Source organism: Kribbella steppae (assembly GCF_004342025.1).
Taxonomy (GTDB): Bacteria; Actinomycetota; Actinomycetes; order Propionibacteriales; family Kribbellaceae; genus Kribbella; species Kribbella steppae.
Genome location: NZ_SLWN01000018.1, coordinates 166,781 through 179,881 on the forward strand (window position 1 = coordinate 166,781; position 13,101 = coordinate 179,881).

The 13,101-nt window shown below is 67.3% G+C and carries 12 protein-coding genes; 8 read left to right on the forward strand and 4 right to left on the reverse strand.

Annotated elements, in window-relative coordinates; genetic code table 11:
- Nucleotides 1–155: 155 nt before the first annotated feature.
- Together EV652_RS38425 and EV652_RS38430 are read right to left on the reverse strand one after the other, a co-directional pair.
- Nucleotides 156–917, reverse strand: coding sequence for a carbohydrate deacetylase (locus tag EV652_RS38425; protein ID WP_132214869.1), 762 nt, complete (start codon nucleotides 915–917; stop codon nucleotides 156–158).
- A gap of 43 nt (nucleotides 918–960) precedes the next feature.
- Nucleotides 961–1,794, reverse strand: a complete 834-nt coding sequence (locus EV652_RS38430) for a serine/threonine-protein kinase (protein WP_132214871.1) — start codon at nucleotides 1,792–1,794, stop codon at nucleotides 961–963.
- A 349-nt stretch (nucleotides 1,795–2,143) separates the two neighbouring features.
- Between EV652_RS38430 and EV652_RS38435 the strand changes: the two genes are divergently transcribed.
- A complete protein-coding gene (locus EV652_RS38435) occupies nucleotides 2,144–3,133 on the forward strand; it encodes a calcium-binding protein (protein WP_132214873.1) in 990 nt (329 codons plus the stop codon).
- 192 nt (nucleotides 3,134–3,325) lie between these two features.
- A complete protein-coding gene (locus EV652_RS38440) occupies nucleotides 3,326–4,129 on the forward strand; it encodes an NPP1 family protein (RefSeq protein ID WP_132214875.1) in 804 nt (267 codons plus the stop codon).
- Between the two features lie 53 nt (nucleotides 4,130–4,182).
- On the opposite strand, the gene EV652_RS38445 is transcribed toward EV652_RS38440, so the two are convergent.
- On the reverse strand, nucleotides 4,183–5,400 hold the full coding sequence (locus EV652_RS38445) for an ROK family transcriptional regulator (RefSeq protein WP_132214877.1): 1,218 nt from the start codon (nucleotides 5,398–5,400) through the stop codon (nucleotides 4,183–4,185).
- 122 nt (nucleotides 5,401–5,522) lie between these two features.
- Between EV652_RS38445 and EV652_RS38450 the strand changes: the two genes are divergently transcribed.
- The 6 genes from EV652_RS38450 (at nucleotide 5,523) to EV652_RS38475 (ending at nucleotide 12,276) form a co-directional block, all read left to right on the forward strand.
- Entirely contained in the window at nucleotides 5,523–6,452 is a 930-nt protein-coding gene (locus tag EV652_RS38450; RefSeq protein ID WP_132214879.1) for an ROK family protein, read from the forward strand.
- Between the two features lie 94 nt (nucleotides 6,453–6,546).
- Nucleotides 6,547–8,262 (forward strand): ABC transporter substrate-binding protein, encoded by a 1,716-nt coding sequence (locus EV652_RS38455; protein ID WP_132214881.1) that lies wholly within the window; start codon nucleotides 6,547–6,549, stop codon nucleotides 8,260–8,262.
- Between the two features lie 42 nt (nucleotides 8,263–8,304).
- On the forward strand, nucleotides 8,305–9,303 hold the full coding sequence (locus tag EV652_RS38460) for an ABC transporter permease (protein ID WP_132214883.1): 999 nt from the start codon (nucleotides 8,305–8,307) through the stop codon (nucleotides 9,301–9,303).
- Between the two features lie 3 nt (nucleotides 9,304–9,306).
- Nucleotides 9,307–10,236: an ABC transporter permease gene (locus tag EV652_RS38465; RefSeq protein WP_132214885.1), complete on the forward strand. Its 930-nt coding sequence runs from the start codon at nucleotides 9,307–9,309 to the stop codon at nucleotides 10,234–10,236.
- On the forward strand, nucleotides 10,220–11,227 hold the full coding sequence (locus EV652_RS38470; protein WP_199238638.1) for an ABC transporter ATP-binding protein: 1,008 nt from the start codon (nucleotides 10,220–10,222) through the stop codon (nucleotides 11,225–11,227). Before EV652_RS38465 ends, EV652_RS38470 begins: the two co-directional genes overlap by 17 nt.
- On the forward strand, nucleotides 11,224–12,276 hold the full coding sequence (locus tag EV652_RS38475) for an ABC transporter ATP-binding protein (protein ID WP_132214887.1): 1,053 nt from the start codon (nucleotides 11,224–11,226) through the stop codon (nucleotides 12,274–12,276). Before EV652_RS38470 ends, EV652_RS38475 begins: the two co-directional genes overlap by 4 nt.
- Here EV652_RS38475 and EV652_RS38480 read toward each other — a convergent pair.
- Nucleotides 12,266–13,078, reverse strand: a complete 813-nt coding sequence (locus EV652_RS38480; protein WP_132214889.1) for an aldo/keto reductase — start codon at nucleotides 13,076–13,078, stop codon at nucleotides 12,266–12,268. The two genes, EV652_RS38475 and EV652_RS38480, sit on opposite strands and share 11 nt — an antisense overlap.
- Nucleotides 13,079–13,101 lie beyond the last annotated feature (23 nt).

A 13,101-nucleotide genomic window follows, 5' to 3' on the forward strand; every position in this document is an offset into this window, starting at 1 on the left:
TGGGTCGTCATTGCGCATGGCAACGACCTTCTCGTCTCGTCGCTCGACGCGTCTCGTACCACGGGTCGGCGAACTCCACGTCGTCGGTGCTGTACCACACGGGTCGACAGGAAGATCTTCACAGCTGACTCCTCTTGCGGACTTACGACCGGCTGTCAGTCGGTGAATGCGTTGCGCATCGACACCAGCTCGATGCCCCGCTCCTCGATCGCCTTGCGGATCTCGGGGTCGGTCACGATGGCCTGGTCGGAGAGCCGGTATTCCTCGGCCCATCGGTAGGTCTCCGTGCCGGGTGCGTGGATTGCGGCGAGTTCCGGTTCCGCGACGGCGCAGTGCGTGACCAACAGGTGCACGCCTGGCGTCAGGCCGGCGATGTGCTCGAGCATCCAGGGCTTCTTGGTGGCCGCTTCCCGGTCGCTCAGAATCTCGATCGAGGCGAACCGCCGCGACTCCACGGGGCCATAGATGTACGGCTTGCCGACGGCGTTCGAGATCTCGGCGTACGCATCCGGCGCGCTCTCGCCCATATGGACGTCCAGGTAGTGAATGTCGAGCCCTTCCGCAGCGAATTTCGCTGCTTGAGCTGACAGCTCACGTACGGCGTCGGTCCGCGTGATCGAAGCCCGGGCGTCGGCCACCGTCCGGAAGAACGTTCCATCATCACTCACGAGCGAGGGTCCATCGGTCAGCGGCCGCCACCGCAGAAAGTCCCATTCGCAGGTCAGGGTCTGATGAACCCCGAGCGGAATCCCGGACTCACGCGCCAGCGCCGCGGCCTCGGTGAACCACGGGCACGCGGCCATGGTGGAGGCCTGCGTCAGGATCCCCTCCCGAAACGCCTGCATGGTGCCGACATTGACGGCATGACACATCCCGAAGTCGTCACCTTGAACGATCAGCCTGATCTCACCAGCCACGAGCACTCCTGTGATAGCGAACGAACCGGAAGGCGACCGTACCTCAGGCCGATGGCCGGAGGGCGGTGGTGGCTTGGTCGACGGTCAGGCGGTCGGCCGGGTGTTTGGCGAGCAGGCCTTCGATGATCGGGCGCAGGTGGCCGGCGTTCACGAACGCGGCGGGCCGGGCCTCGACCACGGCGACCAGTGTGCTGAACGGGTCGCCGGCGCCGAAGGGTGACTTCCCTTCGACAGCAGCGAAGAGGGTCGCGCCCAGTGAGAACAGGTCGGAGGCCGGACCGACCGCGTCACCACGGGCCCGCTCCGGTGACATGTACGCCGGGCTGCCGGCCATGGCCTCGCTCGACAGGGTCTGCTCGTCGTCGAGGGCGGTGGCGATGCCGAAGTCCATCAGAACAACCCGCCCGTCGTCGCACAGTTGGACGTTCGCCGGCTTGACGTCGGAGTGCACCAGACCCGCCCGGTGGACGGCCCGCAGCGCGTCGACCAGGTGCAGCGCGATCCGCCGTACCTCCGTCGCCGGGAGCGGTCCATCCGAGGTGAGCGCATCGGCCAAGGTGCGCCCTGACAGCAGTTCCATGACGATCCAGTGGTCGCCGGAGTCCTCGATCACGTCCAGCACCTTGACCACGTTGTGGTGATTCAATCGCGCCGCCGCGCGTGCCTCGGCCAGCGCGCTGGCACGGACGTGCTCGGACGCGTGGCCAGGAAGCACTACCTCCTTGAGCGCGACTCGCCGCCGCAGCAGCTCGTCCTCGGCGAGCCAGACACGGCCCATGCCGCCGCGGCCGAGCAACGTCGTCAAGCGGTAGCGGCCGGTCACCAGACGCCCTGAGCCGACGACCGTCGGTGCTGACTCCACCGCGATGGTTCCCATGATCGCCTGCCTCTGCGGGTCCGGATACGCCTTTCGTGCTCTCTACACGGACCCCGGGCCGATCCGGTTCGACGTCCGATTGCTGACAATCCCGATCGTCCTCGCCACCGCTGCGCAGCACATTGTGGATGTCCCCGGGTCGAACCCCGGTCGCCACCCGCCGCACCCCTGAGGGAAGCGCGGACGACGGCCGGGGTCCGATTCTCTTATTTGCCCTAGGCAACATCTTGTGAAACTCGGCAGAGATTGGTTTGAACCGACCGGCGGTGGCGCCCGTGTAGGCCCCGTAGACATCTACAGCGCGGCGTATCGATCCGATCGGCCGTGACCAACAGGGAGGGATCACATCATGAGTAGAGGAACACGACGTTTCCGGCGGGGTCTCAGCGCGGCAGCTGTCGCGGCCGTCGCCGCCGGTATCGCCCTGAGTCTGACCGGCACGGCATCCGCGGCACCTGACCGCCGCGTCGTGATCGACACCGGCCAGCTGATCGTCACCGGCACGAACCGCGCAGACGAGATCGACCTGCGCGTGCCGGCTGCCGACACGACGGTTCTCGAGGTCGAGTTCGGCGACGGTACGACGCGCACGGTGAAGCGGAGCGACTTCAGCCAGATCCAGGTCAACAGCCGGAACGGCAACGATGTCGTCCGGATCGACTACGGCGCCGAGGTACAGCCGGCCACGATCGTCGACACCGGCAACGGCAACGACACCGTCTCCGGTGGCAGCGGCAACGAACTGTTCCGCACCGGCAACGGCAACGACTCCGTCGACGGGAACCGGGGCACCGACACGGCGCTGCTCGGCAACGGCACCGATTCGTTCACCTGGGATCCGGGCGACGGCAGCGACGTGATCAAGGGCGGTCGCGGCCAGGACACCATGGTGTTCAACGGTTCCGCCGTCGCCGAGCGGTTCGTTGCCTCCGCCAACGGTCCGCAACTGCGGTTCACCCGGGACGTGGGCAACATCGTGATGGACACCGACGAGCTCGAGCGGGTCAAGCTGAACGCGCTCGGCGGCGCCGACACGGCCACCGTCGGCGATCTGCGCCGTACCGATGTCCGGAGGGTAGACATCGACCTCGGCGCGCAGCTCAACACGCGCGGCGGCGACTCGGCGGTCGACTCCGTCACCGTGACCGGCACCAACGGCAAGGACCGCATCAAGGTCTCCGGTTCCGACGGGAACGTGCGGGTCTCTGGACTGAGCGCCGACGTCCGGCTGAAGGACGCGGAACCGACAGACACCCTGACCATCGACACCCTGGCCACCCGCGACCGGGTTTCCACGGGCAGGCTCGCCCCCAACACCATCAACCTCAGCATCCTCTGAGCACCAACCCGGCGTCCGCCCGACCGCGGACGCCGGGTCCTCGAGCCGGGCCTGTCTGTTCACGGAACGTCAACCTGTAGGCACGTAACGTATGTGCGGTGGTGGGAGTGACCTGTCATCGTCAACTCGTTGTTTCCGCCCCGAGGTCCCGCCGTACGCCGGCTGGACCTGACGTTCCTGAAGGAGCGACGCATGCCCGACTCCGCCCCTCATCCCCCACGTCGACGTCGAGCGAAGCGCCTGCTCGGCGTCGTGCTCGGCACCACTGCGCTGATGATCACCTCGGCCGCAGCCGCGTACGCCGTCCCGCCGCCGCATCTCCCGCAGAACGCCGGCGGGTACGAGCAGTCGTTCTCACCGGCCTACGACTACGACACCGACGGGTGTTACGCGACGCCCGCCATCGGCTCGAACGGCACGCTCAATCCCGGCCTCAACCCGACCGGCGCTCTGAACGGCAACTGCCGGGACCAGTCCGACCTCGACAACTCCCAGACGTATGCCCGCTCGAGGTGCAACAACGGCTGGTGCGCGATCGTGTACGCCAGCTACTTCGAGAAGGACCAGGCCCTGCCCGGCAGCAGCCTCGGTGGTCACCGGCACGACTTCGAACACGTCATCTCCTGGATCAACCAGTCGACCAACCAGGTCGAGTACGTGACCACCACCCAGCATGCGAGCCAGGTGACGTACCCGCGGTCCCAGGTGCGTTTCGACGGATCGCATCCCAAGGTCGTCTACCACAAGGACGGCGCGAGTACGCACTTCTTCCGGCTCGCCAACAGCAACGACGAGCCGCCGGAGAACCACTACCACAACTGGCGGTATCCACCGCTGGTCGACTGGAACGGCTGGCCGAGCACGTCACTGCGGGACCAATTGATGAACGCCGACTTCGGCTCCGCCACGATCAAGGTGACCGACAACGGGGATCGCTTCCGGTCCCTGCTCAACAACTCCAAGCCCGCCGGAATCCCGTTCGACCCCTGGGCCTGACCTCACCGCACGTGGCTCGGTCTGACCAACTCGGACCGAGCCACGCCGCGGTCTCAGGCCAGGCCTACGGGCGTGGTCGAGGGCGGAGATATCCGGCCGATGAGGTGTTGCCAGGCTTGGTCGAGGCCGGCGGCGATGCATCCGGCCACGACAGTCTCGGTGCCGAGCACGGTCGCCTTCACGTCCGGCAGCACCGGTGCCAGCACCCGCAACTGGTCGACAACGGCGTCGAGGAAGCCCGGCGCCTGCCCGATGCCACCGCCCAGCACGATCAGCTCGGGGTCGACGACGGTAATGACGGTGCAGACTGCCTTGGCCACGAGCAGCGCCTCTTCGGCCACGACCTCCGCTGCGACCGAATCGCCGCGCGCAGCGGCCGCGAACACCTTCTCGGCCGACGATGCACCCCGTACGCCGGCACGCCTGGCGGCTCGGACCACGGCCGCGGCCGACGCCGACGCGTCGAAGCTCCCTCGTTTGCGGGCGTCCCGCGCGTCGCTGCCGCTGCCTTCGGTGAACGGTAGGTAGCTGATCTCGCCGGCCACACCGTGAGAACCGTGCCGGAGCTTGCCATCGAGCACCAGGCCCATGCCGATACCGGTGCCGACGGACACGAACGCGAAGCTGTCCACGTCGCGACCATGACCGTGCACCCGTTCAGCCAGGGCGGCCGCATCCACGTCGTTCTCGATCAGCAGCGTGGCCCCGAACCGCTCACGCAGCGCCGGCAGCACAGCCGGCGAGTCCCAGCCGGACAGGCGTCCCGTCAACGTCAGCGTGTCGCGCTTCCGGTCGTAGACGCCGGGGCTTCCGATCACGGTCTGCGTGAGCTGCGATGCGTCGATACCGGCCTCACCCAGGAGGGTCGCCGCGAGGTCCGCGAGTTCCTGGATCCGGCCGGTCGCGTCCACCGCCTTCGTCCGCACACTCAGCCGGCTGCGCGTGGTGCCGGTCAGATCCGCGATCGCGCCGCGCAGGAACTCGTGCCCGACGTCCAACGCGAGGACGAACCCTGCTTCCGGCCGAACGCCGTAGAGAAACGCGGCTGGACCAGGGACGCCGGTCCGCTGCCCTGTGGCGTGCACGAGCCCGGCGCGCTCGATGGTGCCCAGCGCCGCGGAGACTGTCGGCTTCGACAGACCGGTGAGACTGGCCAGCTCGGTCCTCGACACCGGCCCGGACCGCCGGATGTGATCCAGCAGGACCTGCTCGTTGATCGCCCTGATCAGCTGCGGTCGGGCCCCGGAGGCACCCCCGGCAACGACTGTCACGTCGATCTCCCCCTTGCGTCGCGAATTCTTAAAACAGCCGTCACAATTGGGCCTTGTGCCGACGAGATTGTTAAGTTAGTTTCCTAACGATTCTATTGGTCGGCACGTGGAGGTGCCAGTCCATGACTCGTTCGCCGGTCGTACTCGGGCTCGACTTCGGCGGGACGAAGATCGCCGTCGCGGTGGGCGATCTGTCCGGCCGGCGTCTCGGCGCCACAACCATCGACAGTATGGCCGAGGCAGGAGCCGAGGCCGCCATGGCTCGCGGCCTGGCAGCTGCCCGCGATCTGCTGGCGGAGGTCGCCCCTGAGGACGAGCTCGCGGCGGTGGGCGCGGCCACCCTCGGCATTCCGTACGACGATCGCGTCGAGCTCGCGCCGACCTTTCCCGGCTGGGGCGAGATCGCCTTCGGACAACTGGTGCGCGACGCGTTCCCCGGCGTCCCCGTCCGGCTCGGTACCGACGTGAAGGCCGCCGCCGCCGCGGAACTGCGGTGGGGTGCGCTGGCCGGCTGCGATCCGGGGATCTACCTCAATCTCGGCACCGGTCTGGCCGCGGCGATCGTGGCCGGCGGCACCGTGATCTCCGGGGCGCACGGCGCATCCGGGGAGATCGGCTACAACCTGCGCGCCGCCGCGGACGTATGGATCGCTCAACCGGAGCGCACGATCCTGGAGGACCTCGTCAGTGGTCAGGCGCTCGAGGCCACCGGCCGCGCCCGGCTGGGGCGGCCGGTGACGGCCGCCGAGGTTTTCGCGCTGGCGCAGACCCAGCCGGACGCCGCGGTGCTGACCGACGAGTTCAACCGCGAACTGGCGATGCATGTCGTCAACCTGTCCATCGCCGTCGACCCGGTCCGGATCGTCGTCGGCGGTGGACTGGTCGGCTCCTGGGATCGGATCGCCCCCGGGCTGCGCCAGGCACTCGACGCGGCGGTCCCCTTCCCACCGGAGTTGACGGTGGCCCGATTTCCGGAGGCGCCGCTGGTCGGGGCACTGGCCCTGGCCGTCGAGGCCGCCGGCGTCGTCCTCGGTGAGGAGGCGTTCGCATGACCGGCTCGTGCCGCTGACGAGCCCGCCAACCAGTCGTCCGGGCCAGCCGCCGTACGGCGAAGACCCGGAGTTCGAGGAGTGAAAGGCAGAGACGATGAGGGGCATCAAGCGTATCGCCGTCACCGCGGTGGCGATCGGCGTACTGGCCGCCGGATGTGGTGGCGGCAGCAAGCCGGTCGGGGACGCCGCGTCGAGTAATCCGCCGGCCTCGCCCGGCAGCAGCGGTCAGGGGTCGGGTGCCTTCAAGAAGGGTGGCACCGTCACGATCGCCAACGTGGGCGGGCAGACCTGGCCGTGCCAGTTCAACCCGTTCAACCCGTCGGTCAACCAGGTGGCACTCGGCTTCGTCTACGAGCCGCTGACCTTCGTCAACGTGCTGAAGGACGGTGGCACCACGCCGATGCTGGCCAGCGGCTTCAGTTGGTCGCCGAAGAAGGACTCGATCGTCTTCACCATCCGCCCGGGGGTGAAGTGGAGCGACGGGCAGCCGTTCAGCGCCGAGGACGTGGTCTACACCTTCAACCTGATGAAGCAGCAGCCGGCCCTCGACCTGTACTCACTGTGGACCGGCGCCGGCCTGACCAGCGTCACCGCGGCCGGTGACAAGGTCACGCTGAAGTTCAAGGCGCCCGCCGAGCCGTACTTCTTCAACTTCGCGAACCAGGTCGGCATCGTGCCCAAGCACATCTGGTCCGCCGGTGAGGCAGCGTCCAAGCCGGCCACCTGGGCGAACCCGAAGCCGGTCGGCACCGGGCCGTTCACGGTCGCGTCCTGCACCAGCAACGTCATCTCCTACGCTGCCAACGGCTCCTACTGGCAGCCGGGCAAGCCGTATCTGGAGAAGATCCAGTACCCGGCGTACCTGGACAACAACCCGGCCAACCTCGACCTGCAGAGCGGCAAGGCGCAGTGGGGCGGCCAGTACATCCCGAACATCGAGCAGTTCTACAAGGCGAAGTCGCCGGACAACAACTACTGGTTCCCGCCGACCGCGAACGTGGCGATCGTCCCGAACCTCGACCCGTCGCACAAGGCGACCAGCAACCTGGCGGTCCGGCAGGCGATCGCCTACGCGATCGACCGCGAGCAGATCTCCAAGATCGGTGAGAGCGGCTACCAGCCGGCCGCGAACCAGACCGGTGTGGTCACGCCGACCTTCGACAAGTACTTCGACAAGGACGCGCTGACGGCCGCCGGGTACGACAAGCCGAACCCGGACAAGGCCAAGCAACTGCTGGAGAGCGCGGGCTACTCAGCGTCCAACCCGCTCAAGCTCACCGTCATCACGGTCACCGGCTACACCGACTGGGACGCCTCGCTGGCGGTCGTCAAGGAGCAACTCGCGGCTGTCGGCATCGAGCTGACCATCTCGGACCTGCAGCAGCAGTCGTACAACCAGAAGCTCTTCACCGGTGACTACGACCTGGCCTACTCCAGCCAGTCCGGCGGCCCCACGCCGTACTACGAGCTGCGGCAACTGCTGTACTCGAAGAACAGCGCCCCGATCGGCCAGCAGGCCAGCAGCAACTACGAGCGCTACCTCAACCCCGAGGTGGACAAGCTGTTCGACCAGTACGCGAGTGCCGACCCGGACACCCAGGTCAAGCTGATCAAGCAGATCTCGGGGTTCATGATCAAGGACGTGCCGGTCATCCCGACCACCGAGTCGGTCAACTGGTACCAGTACAACACCAAGGACATCGGCGGCTGGCCGACGCAGGAGGACCCCTACGCCCAGCCGGCGCCGTACAACATCCCCGACGTCGGCCAGGTCGTCGCGAACCTGTACTCGAAGTCGGCGCAGAAGTAAGGGAGACCTGTCCGTGATGGTGAGCACGAGGAGCTGGTGTCCGTGAGGTTCCTGATCCGTCGCCTGGGTTTCTTCGTGCTCACCCTCTGGGCGGCCATGACGCTGAACTTCTTCATCCCGCGGATGATGCCCGGCAGCCCCGAGCAGGCGCTGCGGGAACGGTTCAGCAAGAGCGGCTCGGTCGTCTCACCGGAGCAACTGCGCACCGTGCTGGCCGAGTTCGGCTTCGATCCGGACAAGAACATCGCCCTGCAGTACGGCGAGTACCTCAAAGCGATGGTCACCGGGCACTGGGGCGTGTCGATCGGGAGCAGCCTCGGGGTCCCGGTGACCACGTTGATCGGGGACGCATTGCCGTGGACGGTGGGCCTGGTCGGCATCGCGACCGTCCTGGCGTTCGTCGTCGGCAGCTTGATCGGCACGATCTCCGGCTGGCGGCGCGGCGGGGTGATCGACGGCATCGTGCCGCCGCTCTTCATCGTCACCTCGGCACTGCCCTACTTCTGGGTGGCGCTGCTGCTGATCTCATTGTTTGCGATCGGCAACAATCCGGTCCTGCCCAACGACTTCAACTACGACCACAACCTGACGCCGGGGTTCAACGCGGAGTTCATCGGCAGCGTGATCGAGCACGGCATCCTGCCGGCCGGCACGATCCTGATCACCGCCGTCGGCGGCTGGATCCTGACCATGCGCAACAACATGGTGACCACGCTGGCCGAGGACTACGTCCGGATGGCCCGGGCCAAGGGCATCCCGAACCGGCGCATCATGTTCGGCTACGCGGGCCGCAACGCCTTCCTGCCCAACCTGTCCGGATTCGCGATGTCACTCGGTTTCGTCATCTCCGGCACGATCCTGGTCGAGTACGTCTTCAACTACCCCGGCCTGGGCTACATGTTCTACAACGCCACGGTGAGCACGGACTATCCACTGCTGCAGGCCCTGTTCCTGCTGGTGACGCTGGCCGTGCTGATCTGTGTCCTGCTCTGCGACTTCGCGGTGTTCCTGCTCGACCCGCGAGCCCGGACGAAGGGGTAACCAATGAGTGCGATCGTCGCAGGTACCGCCGCGCCGGCACCGAGTGCGGCCCGCCGCCCGCGGGGCGGCCTGTTGCGTGCCATCCTGCACAACCGCAAGGCCATGCTCGGCGCGGCCCTGCTCCTCCTGTTCGTTCTGCTCGCCGCGTTCCCGCAGCTCTTCGTCCCGGGGCTGCACGGTGATCCCCGGGCGATCGGCGACACGCCATTGGCGCATCCCTCGGCCGACCACTGGCTCGGCACCACCGGCCTCGGCCAGGACGTGTACGCCGAACTGATCTACAGCACCCGGGAGTCGCTGATCATCGCGGTGGTCGTGGGTCTCGGCGCCACCTTCCTGTCGGTCATCATCGGCGTCTCGGCCGCCTATCTCGGCGGTATCGCCGACGACGGGCTGTCGATGATGACGGATGTGTTCCTGGTGCTGCCGACGTTCCCGCTGATCATCGTGCTGGCGACGTACGCCGGTAAGGGCAACCTGACCGTGATCATCTTCGTGCTGATCCTGACCGGCTGGTCGTACGGCGCCCGGCAGATGCGCGCGCAGGCGCTGTCCCTGCGCAACCGTGATTTCCTCGAGTCGGCCCGGGTCCGGGGTGAACGCCGGTCGTACATCATCGTGGTCGAGGTGCTGCCGACGATGATCTCCCTCATCGTCGCGAACTTCCTCGGCGCCGCGCTGTACGCCGTACTGACCGCAGCCGGACTGCAGTTTCTCGGGCTCGGCGACCCCAACTCGCTGAGCTGGGGCACGATGCTCTACTGGGCACAGAACCAAGGTGCCCTGGTGAACGGACTCCCCGCGTGGGCACTCTCGCCAGGTCTGGCGGTCGCCCTGCTCGGGGTTTCCTTCGCCCTGCTCAACTACGCGTTCGACGAGATCAGCAACCCCGCGCTGCGGCCGGTTCGGAGGCGACGTGCACGGTCACATTGAGGGCAAGCCCATTCTTGAGGTGCGTGATCTCACCGTCGAGTACGACACCGGCGATCGTCCGGTCGTCGCGGTCGACGCGGTGGATCTCGACGTCCATCCCGGTGAGTTCGTCGGTGTGGTCGGCGAGTCGGGCTGCGGCAAGTCGACGCTGTTGTTCGCGATCGCGCAGCTGCTGAGTCCACCGGCCGCCATCACCAGCGGAACCGTGCGGTTCCAGGGCCAGAACCTCGTCGCCATGAGCGAGAAGAAGCTGGCCGCCTTGCGCTGGCGGGACTTCTCCGTGGTGATGCAGAGCGCGATGAACGCGCTCAACCCGGTGACGAGCATCGGCAGTCAGTTCAGCGACGCGATCAGGGCGCACGACGAACCGGTGACCGACGAGCGCCCGGCCGAGGTGCTGCGGCTGGTCGGCATCGACCCGATCCATCTCAAGAGCTACCCACACCAGCTCAGCGGCGGGATGCGGCAACGGGCCATGATCGCGATGGCCCTGCTGTTCACGCCCGACCTGATCATCATGGACGAGCCGACGTCAGCCCTCGACGTCGTGGCCCAACGGTCGCTGATGGTGCAGATCAAGGAGCTGCAGCAGCAGCTCGGCTTCGCGGTCGTCTTCGTCACCCACGACATGTCCCTGATCAGCCACTTCTCCGACCAGCTCGTGGTGATGTACGCCGGTCAGACGGTCGAGCTCGGAGCCACTCGTGCGGTCTTCGATCATCCGGCGCATCCGTACAGCAAAGGACTGCTCGACGCGTTCCCGTCGATTCGCGGACCGAAGGTTCCGCTGACCGGCATCCCCGGGAGCCCGCCCAACCTCGCCGACCCGCCGACCGGCTGCCGCTTCCATCCCCGCTGCCCGGAGGCATTCGCCGACTGTCCGAAGGTCGAGCCTGAGCTGTACCAGGTCGGTGCTGTGCAGGCCCGCTGTCTGCTGCACGCTCCGGGCCAGAAGCAACCGGCGGAACCCGTGCGGGAGGCGACATCATGACCGATCTGAGCATCGAACCGATCTCATCGACCGACCCCGAGGCCGCGCCGCTCATCGAGACCAGGAAGCTGACCCGTCACTTCCGGGTCGGCCGCGGTCTCTCCCGCAAGATGCTGCACGCCGTCGACGACGTCGACCTCACCATCGGCCGGCAGGAGATCGTCGCGCTCGCCGGAGAGAGCGGCAGCGGCAAGAGCACCATCGCCCGGCTGCTCGCGGGCGTCTACACCCCGACCAGCGGCGAGATCTACTACCAGGGCGCGGCGCTGTCGAGTATGCGATCGCGCCGAGAGCAGTTGGCCTACCGCAGCGACGTACCGATGGTGTTCCAGGATCCGTTCAGCTCCCTCAATCCCGCCTTCCGCGTCTCCCACGGCATCCTGCGCAGCCTCAAGCTGCACCGTGGCGACCTGACGCGTTCACAGCGGTACGACGAAGCCGAACGAGTCGTCGAGGAGGTCGGGCTGTCCCCGGCCGGCGACATCATGCACCGCTACCCGTACGAGCTCAGTGGCGGTCAACGACAGCGCATCGGCTTCGCCCAGGCCTTGGCGCACAAGCCCAAGCTGATCCTGGCCGACGAGCCGGTCTCGATGCTCGACGTGTCGATCCGCATCGGCCTGCTCAACCTGATGGCGGAACTGCGCAGATCGGCCGGAGTGTCGTTCCTCTACATCACCCACGACATCGCGAGCGCCCGCTACGTCGCCGACCGCCTCGTCATCATGTACGCCGGTCACATCGTAGAGTCCGGCCCGACCGAGTCGGTACTGGCCAACCCCAAGCACCCCTACACCGACCTGCTGCTCGGAGCGGTGCCCGACCCCCGCGCGCCACTCACCGTCGGCATCGAAGGCGACACCGGTGAGCCGCCGAAGGTCATCGACCCCACCCCCGGATGCCGGTTCCGCTGGCGCTGTCCCCTTGTCGTCGACGAGTGCCACCGCACCACCCCCACCCTCCGCCTCCTCGGCGACAACCACAACGCCGCCTGCCACGTCGCCCAACCAGATCCCGGTCAGTCCGAACCGGCGGACGTCAAACCTTGAGGTCCGCTGCGTAGGCCTCTTCGAGGGCTTCGTCCCAGGGCTCGGATTCTGCGGCGAGGGAGTCGAGGACTGTTTCGGGTCGGGTCGCGCCTGAGACCACCGACAACACGGGCGACGAAGCCAGCAGGGCGCGTAGTTGCAGGCGTTGCAGTGAGACGCCGCGCGCGCTCGCCATGGCCGCCAGCCGTGGCGACGGAACCGCGGCGGAGGGTCGCAGGGGTGAGTAGGCGAAGAACGGCACCTCGTTGGCTTCGCACCACGCCAGCACGTCGAGCGACTCACGTCCCATGGCGCTGTGGTGATTCTGTACGGCGTCGATGCGAGCGACTGCGGCCGCCCGCTCGAGCGCAGCCACGCTGACATTCGACACACCGATCCGGGCCAGCTTTCCCTCGTCACGAAGGGCCGCGAGAGCTGAAACGCCCTCCTCGACAGGCTGTTCGGCGAGATCGACCCGGTGCAGGTAGTAGAGATCGAGCCGCTCGCGACCGAACACCTGAAGGCTCGTCTCGACGTCGGATCGAATCCGGTGCGCGCTGATGTCCGCATCCCACGTGGTCGCGCCGGTGCGCGAGTGACCTCCCTTCGTGCCGACGATCGCGCTCGTCCCCTGGGCGGCCTCCGCGGCCAGCTCTTCCCCGTACAGAGGCGCATCGACCTTGGCGTACGCACGCGCGGTGTCGAGGATCGCCGTACCGGCGGCGATGCCGGCTCGGATCGTTGCCAGATCAGCCGACCGGTTCCGCGGTGCGAACGAGAAGCCGGCAACCCCGAGTGCAACGCGCCCGACGTGTTCCTTCATCCTGCGTCCTTCCCAGGCTCCAA

Coding starts and splice junctions, on each gene's coding strand:
- EV652_RS38440 (WP_132214875.1), top strand. CDS start 3,326: ATGCCCGACTCCGCCCCTCATCCCCCACGTCGACGTCGAGCGAAGCGC.
- EV652_RS38465 (WP_132214885.1), top strand. CDS start 9,307: ATGAGTGCGATCGTCGCAGGTACCGCCGCGCCGGCACCGAGTGCGGCC.
- EV652_RS38455 (WP_132214881.1), top strand. CDS start 6,547: ATGAGGGGCATCAAGCGTATCGCCGTCACCGCGGTGGCGATCGGCGTA.
- EV652_RS38480 (WP_132214889.1), bottom strand. CDS start 13,078: ATGAAGGAACACGTCGGGCGCGTTGCACTCGGGGTTGCCGGCTTCTCG.
- EV652_RS38435 (WP_132214873.1), top strand. CDS start 2,144: ATGAGTAGAGGAACACGACGTTTCCGGCGGGGTCTCAGCGCGGCAGCT.
- EV652_RS38430 (WP_132214871.1), bottom strand. CDS start 1,794: ATGGGAACCATCGCGGTGGAGTCAGCACCGACGGTCGTCGGCTCAGGG.
- EV652_RS38475 (WP_132214887.1), top strand. CDS start 11,224: ATGACCGATCTGAGCATCGAACCGATCTCATCGACCGACCCCGAGGCC.
- EV652_RS38450 (WP_132214879.1), top strand. CDS start 5,523: ATGACTCGTTCGCCGGTCGTACTCGGGCTCGACTTCGGCGGGACGAAG.